The sequence below is a fragment of the Aliidiomarina sanyensis genome, assembly GCF_003987175.1.
GTDB lineage: Bacteria > Pseudomonadota > Gammaproteobacteria > Enterobacterales > Alteromonadaceae > Aliidiomarina > Aliidiomarina sanyensis.
In genome coordinates this window covers 1-7,874 of sequence record NZ_PIPM01000024.1, presented here as the reverse complement: position 1 = coordinate 7,874, position 7,874 = coordinate 1, and the positions used below count along the sequence as shown (strand labels likewise).

The 7,874-nt window shown below is 48.0% G+C and carries 9 protein-coding genes and 1 tRNA gene; 2 read left to right on the top strand and 8 right to left on the bottom strand.

Features of this window, described 5'->3' with window-relative positions; genetic code table 11:
• Nucleotides 1-419 precede the first annotated feature (419 nt).
• From CWE11_RS11775 to CWE11_RS11760, 4 genes are all read right to left on the bottom strand, one after another.
• Entirely contained in the window at nucleotides 420-1,028 is a 609-nt protein-coding gene (locus CWE11_RS11775; protein WP_126777824.1) for an excisionase family DNA-binding protein, read from the bottom strand.
• Between the two features lie 109 nt (nucleotides 1,029-1,137).
• Nucleotides 1,138-1,214: transfer RNA gene (locus CWE11_RS11770), tRNA-Val, on the bottom strand.
• A gap of 143 nt (nucleotides 1,215-1,357) precedes the next feature.
• Nucleotides 1,358-2,203, bottom strand: a complete 846-nt coding sequence (gene fghA / locus CWE11_RS11765) for an S-formylglutathione hydrolase (RefSeq protein WP_126777823.1) — start codon at nucleotides 2,201-2,203, stop codon at nucleotides 1,358-1,360.
• 23 nt (nucleotides 2,204-2,226) lie between these two features.
• On the bottom strand, nucleotides 2,227-3,345 hold the full coding sequence (locus tag CWE11_RS11760; protein ID WP_126777822.1) for an S-(hydroxymethyl)glutathione dehydrogenase/class III alcohol dehydrogenase: 1,119 nt from the start codon (nucleotides 3,343-3,345) through the stop codon (nucleotides 2,227-2,229).
• A gap of 124 nt (nucleotides 3,346-3,469) precedes the next feature.
• Here CWE11_RS11760 and CWE11_RS11755 point away from each other — a divergent pair, with 124 nt between their 5' ends.
• Nucleotides 3,470-4,345 carry a LysR substrate-binding domain-containing protein gene (locus tag CWE11_RS11755; protein WP_126777821.1) on the top strand — a complete coding sequence of 292 codons (876 nt, stop codon included), beginning with the start codon at nucleotides 3,470-3,472 and terminating at the stop codon, nucleotides 4,343-4,345.
• On the opposite strand, the gene ubiG is transcribed toward CWE11_RS11755, so the two are convergent.
• Nucleotides 4,334-5,104: a bifunctional 2-polyprenyl-6-hydroxyphenol methylase/3-demethylubiquinol 3-O-methyltransferase UbiG gene (gene ubiG, locus CWE11_RS11750; RefSeq protein WP_126777820.1), complete on the bottom strand. Its 771-nt coding sequence runs from the start codon at nucleotides 5,102-5,104 to the stop codon at nucleotides 4,334-4,336. The genes CWE11_RS11755 and ubiG overlap by 12 nt on opposite strands.
• A gap of 169 nt (nucleotides 5,105-5,273) precedes the next feature.
• Between ubiG and CWE11_RS11745 the strand changes: the two genes are divergently transcribed.
• Entirely contained in the window at nucleotides 5,274-6,050 is a 777-nt protein-coding gene (locus CWE11_RS11745) for a hypothetical protein (protein ID WP_126777819.1), read from the top strand.
• Between the two features lie 59 nt (nucleotides 6,051-6,109).
• On the opposite strand, the gene trxC is transcribed toward CWE11_RS11745, so the two are convergent.
• From trxC to CWE11_RS12255, 3 genes are all read right to left on the bottom strand, one after another.
• The gene (trxC, locus tag CWE11_RS11740; RefSeq protein WP_126777818.1) at nucleotides 6,110-6,550 is read right to left on the bottom strand and encodes a thioredoxin TrxC; all 441 of its coding nucleotides are present in this window, start codon (nucleotides 6,548-6,550) and stop codon (nucleotides 6,110-6,112) included.
• 26 nt (nucleotides 6,551-6,576) lie between these two features.
• Nucleotides 6,577-7,734 (bottom strand): AbgT family transporter, encoded by a 1,158-nt coding sequence (locus tag CWE11_RS11735; RefSeq protein ID WP_275540968.1) that lies wholly within the window; start codon nucleotides 7,732-7,734, stop codon nucleotides 6,577-6,579.
• A gap of 43 nt (nucleotides 7,735-7,777) precedes the next feature.
• Nucleotides 7,778-7,874 (bottom strand): IS3 family transposase (locus tag CWE11_RS12255; RefSeq protein WP_338022191.1); only part of this gene is annotated, 97 nt, incomplete at its 5' end.

Below are 7,874 nucleotides of genomic sequence, written 5' to 3'. Positions count from 1 at the left end.
GAGATGATCTCGATGTCCAGTGATCACGACTTTCGGAACAAATGCATATGAAGGAGTTTGCTGAAGTGTATTGATAAGCTCAATGGCGGTGCTATCTTCAAGTGAGAAATCAATCACAAATACAGAGACATGCGACTCGGGAATTGCAAGAAAATCATTCAACTCTGCCAGTGAAGATAAACCTATGACACGATAACCATCACGTTTAAGTAACCAACACGATATTTGTAGCGAGGACGGGTCGTCATCAATTACAACCGCGACGTCACCCCGGTGTTTAGAAGCACGATTAACTTCTATATCGGAATGAAGAGAATCTCTCTGTATATCTGTCAAATGATAATACCAATCTTAATCAGGTGTATTTGACATTTTTATCATATTGGATTCGTTTTTGACAATTGATATTTTCGATAATCCTAAACGATTTTTTTCAGATTCGTTGTGTGGACACCCATGACATACCCACGAATGAAGGACCGATCAATCGGTTTTTTTATAACAAGTAACTCGTCTGGGAGTTGATTGTCATCGAGTTTTAACCCCGTCACCACAAGGATCTGAAGATCAACCAAGGCCGGATTCCGTGCAATCTTCTTGAGCATTTCGAAGCCGCTCACAAGAGGAACATCCATATCAAGAATCAAAATATCAACGGGGTTTTGACCAAGGTGTAGCAGCGCTTCAATACCGTCATTCGCATAAGAAAACTGAACCTGAGAAGGAAGACTTGCAGCTAAATTCTGATAAATTTTCATGCTTACTGGATCATCCTCCGCCACGAGGACATAAAGAGCGTCACGTTGACTTTGAGCGTGACGTGATGAGGCTACAGAATCTCCACTTTGATGCATCTTCCGTTCAAGGACGGAAGCTTTATCAATTCGACGGTGCCCGCCTGCCGTTTTCCATCCCTGTAGCTCTCCCTTCTCAACCATTTGTTGAACGGTCCCGACTGAGACGCCCAGCAGCTCTGCTGCTTTTGATGTGCTTACATAGGTTAGTTCACGTTTCACTGGTGACCGCATTCAGTTACCTTTCATTTTTTTGATGATTTGGGCGAAATAATCATAGTTTTTAACAATTTTACAAGCAAGCAAAAAAAAACCGCGCCATAGGGCACGGTTTCAGAATTTTTGGTGCGTCCGAGTAGACTCGAACTACCGACCCCCACCATGTCAAGGTGGTGCTCTAACCAACTGAGCTACGGACGCACACTGAAAGGAATCGTTCGCTCTAGCGAACGGGCGCTATATTAGTAATTTGCCGGTGTTGGTGCAAGTACTTTTTAGCCATCCTCCGACAGAAACGGTCTGTTTGCCGATAAATTAAACACGAACCGCGCTGCATTCTTCTGTTATCGCAAATTGCTCGCGTGAAACCGCAGATGATCCTCAATAAAGCTCGCAATAAAATAGTAGCTGTGATCATAACCTGGCTGCATTCGAATCTGCGCTCCAGCCCCAACCACTTCATTCGCTTCCGTGAAATAATGGGTGCAAAGTTGCTCTGCAAGAAAGTTGTCTGCATCCCCTTGGTCAATTAAAATTGGAGGAAGCGCAACACCCGCGCTTTTTTTCAAAAGTAGTGTGGCATCGTATGCCTCCCAAGATGAAACATCGTCGCCCAAATAGCCCTTGAACGCTTTTCTACCCCAGGGGACTGCAGTCGGGTGTACAATTGGTGAGAACGCACTGGTCGATGCATAACGTTCTGCATTGCGTAACCCAATAACAAGCGCACCATGTCCGCCCATAGAGTGCCCCGAAATAGCTCGCTGGTGATTGATGGGTAAGTTCGCCTCAACCAGTTTAGGCAACTCAGACACAATGTAATCGTACATGTGGTAATGGGACTCCCAAGGGGCTTGTGTTGCATTCACATAAAACCCGGCTCCTTTGCCAAAATCATAGGCTCCATCGGGATCATCAGGCACATCGTCCCCGCGCGGACTTGTATCCGGAATAATTAATGCAAGTCCGAGTTCAGCGGCGGTGCGTTGAGCACCTGCTTTGCTCGAAAAATTCTCATCGGTGCAGGTAAGCCCCGACAGCCAATAAACTGCTGGCACGGATTGCTGGTCAGCCTGAGGAGGTAGAAACACCGAGAACTGCATCATGCAGTTGAGCACATCCGATACGTGCTCAAAGCGCATCTGTCGTCCTCCAAAAACCTTCTTCTCTTCTTTCTGTGTGATCGACATGAGAAAACTCCGAACAGAATGAATTAATAGTGAATGACGCTGCGGATAGATTTTCCTTCATGCATCAAGTCAAACGCCTCGTTAATCTGTTCAAGGGGCATTGTATGCGTAATAAAGGTATCAAGCTCAAATTCACCATTGAGATACCGTTGGACGTAGTCCGGAAGCTGACTACGCCCCTTTACACCACCGAACGCACTACCCCGCCACACGCGTCCCGTGACAAGCTGAAATGGCCGTGTGCTGATCTCTTCACCCGCACCAGCAACCCCAATGATAACTGATTCTCCCCATCCCTTATGGGCGCATTCCAGTGCGGCGCGCATAACTTTCACGTTTCCAATACACTCAAACGAAAAGTCGACCCCCCCATCGGTCATCTCAACAATCACCTCTTGTATGGGTTTGTCGAACTGGTTTGGATTCACCACATCGGTCGCGCCGAGCCTCTTTGCGATATCAAACTTATCTTCATTAATGTCGATCGCGATAATCCGAGATGCTTGGGCCATTGCTGCACCGATAATGACCGAGAGTCCAATACCACCCAAACCAAAGACCGCAACTGTATCTCCGGGTTGGACATTCGCAGTGTTCTTCACTGCTCCCATTCCAGTCGTCACGCCACAGCCAAGCAAGCAAACTTTTTCGAGCGGTGCACTTTTAGGAATTTTCGCGAGTGCAATCTCAGGCACAACCGTATGTTCGGCGAAAGTTGATGTGCCCATGTAGTGAAAAATTGGCTTTCCGTCTTTCGAAAAGCGTGATGTTCCATCTGGCATCAAGCCCTTGCCTTGAGTGCTCCGGATTGCTTGGCACAGATTGGTTTTACCGGAAGTACAGAACTTACACGTACCACACTCTGGGGTGTACAGCGGAATCACGTGGTCACCAATCGCAACGGATGTAACCCCCTCCCCCACAGCTTCCACAATGCCTGCCCCTTCGTGCCCAAGGATTGCAGGAAAAATCCCCTCAGGGTCGGACCCCGAAAGCGTGTAAGCATCGGTATGACACACGCCGGTGGCCACGATGCGGACCAGTACCTCACCTTTTTGTGGTAACTGCAAGTCAACCTCCTCAATCGAGAGGGGCTTGCCTGCTTCCCAAGCAACCGCCGCACGTGTTTTCATGGTTTCCATCACTACACTCCTCAGGCCTTTAGTTTGAAAGATTGATCATAGTTCATTCTAATTATTTCTTTTATTTTATTAATGATTGTATTTAAAATTCACTTTTTCATATATGAAACAATCAGGATTAAGCATGAAGCAGTGGTCTGGAATTAGTGAGTTTGTGGCCGTTTCCGAGCATGGCAGCTTTACTGAGGCGGGCCGGGCTTTAAACATTTCAGTTGCGCAAGTTTCTCGCAATATTGCGGAACTCGAATCGCGTCTCGGGTTGAAGTTACTTTATCGCAGCACCCGCAAAGTGAGTCTCACGGAAGAAGGAAAGATTTATTTAGTCCATTGTCGCCATTTGGTGGAGAGCCTCGAACAGGCGAATCAAGTGCTTTCCTCCCGTAAAGAGACCCCACGGGGACTCTTAAAAATCACAGCGCCAGTGTATTACGGTGAAACACAACTCGCGCCTCTCATCAGCGAGTTTCTCTCAATGCACCCCGATGTTGAACTCGACCTCCATTTAACCAACCGCAAGCTTGACCTCATTCAAGGAGGTTTTGACCTTGCCATTCGACTCGGTCAGCTCGAAAGTTCATCGTTAATTGCCCGCAAATTGAGTTCTCGTTCGCAGCATATCGTCACGGCGCCCCATTGGATCGAACAACATGGCGAACCCGTTACCATAACGGACCTGCGCGCAAATCAATGCTTAAGAGGAAGTGTTAATTACTGGCGACTTCAGGATGCCAACGGCAACCCAATCCAGTTCAAACCGCAAGGTCGCGTTCACTGCAACAGCGGTCCCTTCCTACGGGAGGCCGCGTTGCAGGGATTAGGACTTGTACAATTGCCCGACTATTATGTTCGCAATGACCTCAAAGCCGGTCGCTTAGTATCTGTACTGTCTGCATTCCAAGCGGCAAATGAGGGGATTTGGGCAGTTTATCCACAAAATCGACACCTTTCCGCGAAAGTTCGACACTTAGTGGATTTCCTGCAACAAACATTAAATCGCTGAAGGACGATGATAGAACTGCATGTAATTCACGTCGGGCACGTCAATGACACGCCATACCTTGGTGACGGGATTATATCGAAAACCCGCATGCCTGAATTTTTTGAGCCCTGAACGATTCAACCACGTCTCGAGCTCCTCGGGTTTGACAAAGAAATGCCAATCGTGCGTGCCGCGAGGCAACATTCGAAGGATATATTCAGCGCCAACGATCGCAATAATCCATGATTTAAAGCTGCGGTCCAAGGTCGCCATAATCAATATTCCTCCAGGCTTAACCAAGCGCGCACAGGTTTCCGCCAGAGCCTCTTGGTCATATACATGCTCAATGACTTCTGTATTCAATACCACATCAAACCCATCAAGCCCGGCGATCTCTTCCGCAAGGCAATGACGATACGTAATTTTCAAACCCTCTTGCTGCGAATGGGTGGTTGCCACATGAATATTCACTTCACTCCCATCAATTCCTGTAACGTCCGCACCGAGTTTTGCAAGCGGCTCACATAAAAGTCCTGCTCCACATCCAATATCAAGCACGCGCAATCCATGGAATGGATCGTCAGAGGTCAGGTCACGAGCGAAATACTGCGCTATTCCTGCTTTGATCTCCGCGAGCCGAGCCTCATTGAACGCGAGTACGCGCTTAAATTTACCCTGAGGATTCCACCACTCCTGAGCGAGCGCATCAAACTTGGCAATTTCGTTCGGGTCGGTAATTGCATCAGGTTTTAGAAACTGCTTTTCCGTTTTCTCAAGCATCGATATCTCTCATGTGGCTGGACTTATTAAGTCTTTACGTACACTTCTGCCCCGCGGTTTTGCGCTTTCTTGCCAATTTCCAATCCCAGACTATAGTTTGTCTGCGGCATGGTTTGCCGAAAGTCGTGCAATAAAGGAGGACAATAACACCAACAATTTGGAGGTTCAGATGAACCGAGTCAATCCAGTGCCTGCATTCATATGCAAGCGCTCTCCGCCCGTGGTATTCGCTGCAACGCTCAGTCTCGTCGCATTTTTTCCACTCACGACCTTCGCGGACGCCCCTCGAACGGATATTACGGTCGTCGAAGTCATCGACATTCCAATTCAGAATATCGTGAAGTTCCGTGAAGCGGGGAAAAAGTTGAAAGCCTGCATAAACGAGGCCGAAGACAATGCCATCTGGTTCGCATGGCAGCGCATTGAAGGACCCGGTATCCAGTATACGATCGCACAGCCCTTTGGCAGTTATGCAGAGCTATTTCGCCGTTCGCCTAGCCATGAGAAATGCGCCCCTATTGCACTTGACGAACTCTATCCGCTCGCAAAAGAAGTGAGCTGGTATCATTCACGAACCATCTACGAATGGAGCGACAATAACGATGGGTATCGATTTGCTCATGCTTTTAATTTGCACGTCAACGATGACCGCGCATTTCGGCAGCTGATTAATGATATGCACGAAGCGCTCGGTGAGCATCGGGGTCAAAGCACACGCTATTGGATGCAAAATATGATCACGAACCCTGAGCATCCAAGTTACACGGTCCTTGAGCTGGTAAAAACGGCCGACGAGCTCGATACCATGACAACCGTTTGGCAACAGCTCGTTGAAGCAGCTGGAGAACAAGCGATGTGGCAATTCTATGAGCGCTTCAATCAGGTCGTTGACCGCTGGACTCGGCATCTCTATGCATATGATTCTGAGTTGAGTAACACGCCTTAGCGAACGAAATTTTGAAAACGAAGCCTGTGAGTTTACCTACAGGCTTTGTACTTTTACCCTTATTCTTCAGGCGGAATTTGAGCTAACGCGCGATCGAGCCACTGGTGTAATTGCTGAGGAGGCATAGCCCCCTGAGTTCGCGCAATTTCCTGGTCCCGGTAAAACACCGCTAAAGTCGGAATACTGCGAATCATATAACGCTGTCCCAACGTCGTTTCTGTTTGTGTGTTGATTTTCACAAAGCGTGCTCGCTCCGCAAAGGGTGCGGCAACCATTTCAAAAACAGGGGCGAATTGCCGACATGGTCCACACCAAGGCGCCCAAAAATCCACCACCACAGGAAGGTCGGCAGACATATGACGTTGATAGTTATTCACCGTTAAATCAATCGGAATGCCAGTAATCACGCGAGCGTTACATTTTCCACAATGAGGGTGGTCGGAGAGCCGTTCCCGAGGAATTCGGTTTTTCGTATGACACTCAGGGCAGGTCACGATCATTTTACTTAACTCCTCCTCTTCCTAAATTAAAACCCAAGCGGGATCCCTAAGGTAAAGAACCCGACCAAAAGCGCGATCCAAACCAACATAAAAGCGATGGAATATGGAATCATCATAGCAATCATTTCACCGAAGCTCAGTTGCGGATTGTACTTCCGCATAAAGGCTAAGATTATTCCCGCATAACTCATCATCGGCGTAATGATATTCGTTGCCGAATCGGCTACGCGGAATGCAGCAGCCACAAGATCTGGCGTCATTGCTGGATTCACCATATACAGCATGGGAATAAAGATCGGCCCGAGCAACATCCACTTTGACGTTAAGCCACCGACAAATAAATTAATTAACGCAGTCACCAGTACAAAGCCAATCAGGAGCAGGACGGGGAAACTCTGTAAACCAAGCCCTGTCAGTAAATTCGCGCCCAAGAATGTGATGTAAGCACCCAAGCCACTGTAATTGAGAACCCCAAGAAAGTTATAACAGAAGAAGGTCAAAACGAGGATATAGCCCATAGTATCCATTTGTTTCACCATGGCTTTCACAACATCCATCATGGATGCGAACTTACCACTGGCAACACCGAACGCCACCCCGACTGCAGTAAACACAAACGTGATCAATAGAATAATATTATTGAGGAACGGCGTGACCTCAATACCGGCCTCATTCTCGTGGGGTGCCAGCGGCCCCATTCTGAGCGCAAAGACCGCAAGAAGCGCAAGCACCAGTGCAATCCCAGACCAGCGCAATCCACGCTGCTCTGCAGGTGTCACATCAAAATCCGAGATCTGCAGTTCTTTTGGGACCATAAACTCTTTTTGTTCCAAGCGTGGTCCAACAAACTTTAGCGTGACCCAAGCACCGACTGCAGCCAATACAAAGGTTGAGGTCAGAATAAAGTAATAGTGCATCGTTGCGGGCGTGAGCGCCTCTCCCGCCGCATTCACAAACGGAACGCCCTGCGCCTCAGCAAAGACTTGGGCATTCACCCCAATAATCACATCGATGGGTGTCGCAGGAATTAAGTTTGCACTGAACCCCGCAGATACCCCAGCGAACGCAGCAGCCATCCCTATTAACGGATTCTTTCCCATACCAGCATAGAGCAAGCCCGCTAACGGAATAAGAATCAAATAACCCGCATCCGTCGCGATCGACGACATAATTCCCAGAAACACCAGAAGTAAAGGGTGATCCGTACCACTAAAAGTGGACACTTTGCTAAGCACTATTTTTTAATTCAAAGTTCTCTGGGCTGAGATAGCCAATAGCACTATGCCTTCTTGTCTTGTTGTAATCAACTTCGATGTACTCAAAG

Excerpts from the sequence above, each read along its gene's own strand:
- CWE11_RS11760 (WP_126777822.1), bottom strand. The coding sequence starts at position 3,345 with ATGGAAACCATGAAAACACGTGCGGCGGTTGCTTGGGAAGCAGGCAAG.
- CWE11_RS11755 (WP_126777821.1), top strand. The coding sequence starts at position 3,470 with ATGAAGCAGTGGTCTGGAATTAGTGAGTTTGTGGCCGTTTCCGAGCAT.
- fghA (WP_126777823.1), bottom strand. The coding sequence starts at position 2,203 with ATGTCGATCACACAGAAAGAAGAGAAGAAGGTTTTTGGAGGACGACAG.
- CWE11_RS11745 (WP_126777819.1), top strand. The coding sequence starts at position 5,274 with ATGAACCGAGTCAATCCAGTGCCTGCATTCATATGCAAGCGCTCTCCG.
- ubiG (WP_126777820.1), bottom strand. The coding sequence starts at position 5,104 with ATGCTTGAGAAAACGGAAAAGCAGTTTCTAAAACCTGATGCAATTACC.
- trxC (WP_126777818.1), bottom strand. The coding sequence starts at position 6,550 with ATGATCGTGACCTGCCCTGAGTGTCATACGAAAAACCGAATTCCTCGG.
- CWE11_RS11775 (WP_126777824.1), bottom strand. The coding sequence starts at position 1,028 with ATGCGGTCACCAGTGAAACGTGAACTAACCTATGTAAGCACATCAAAA.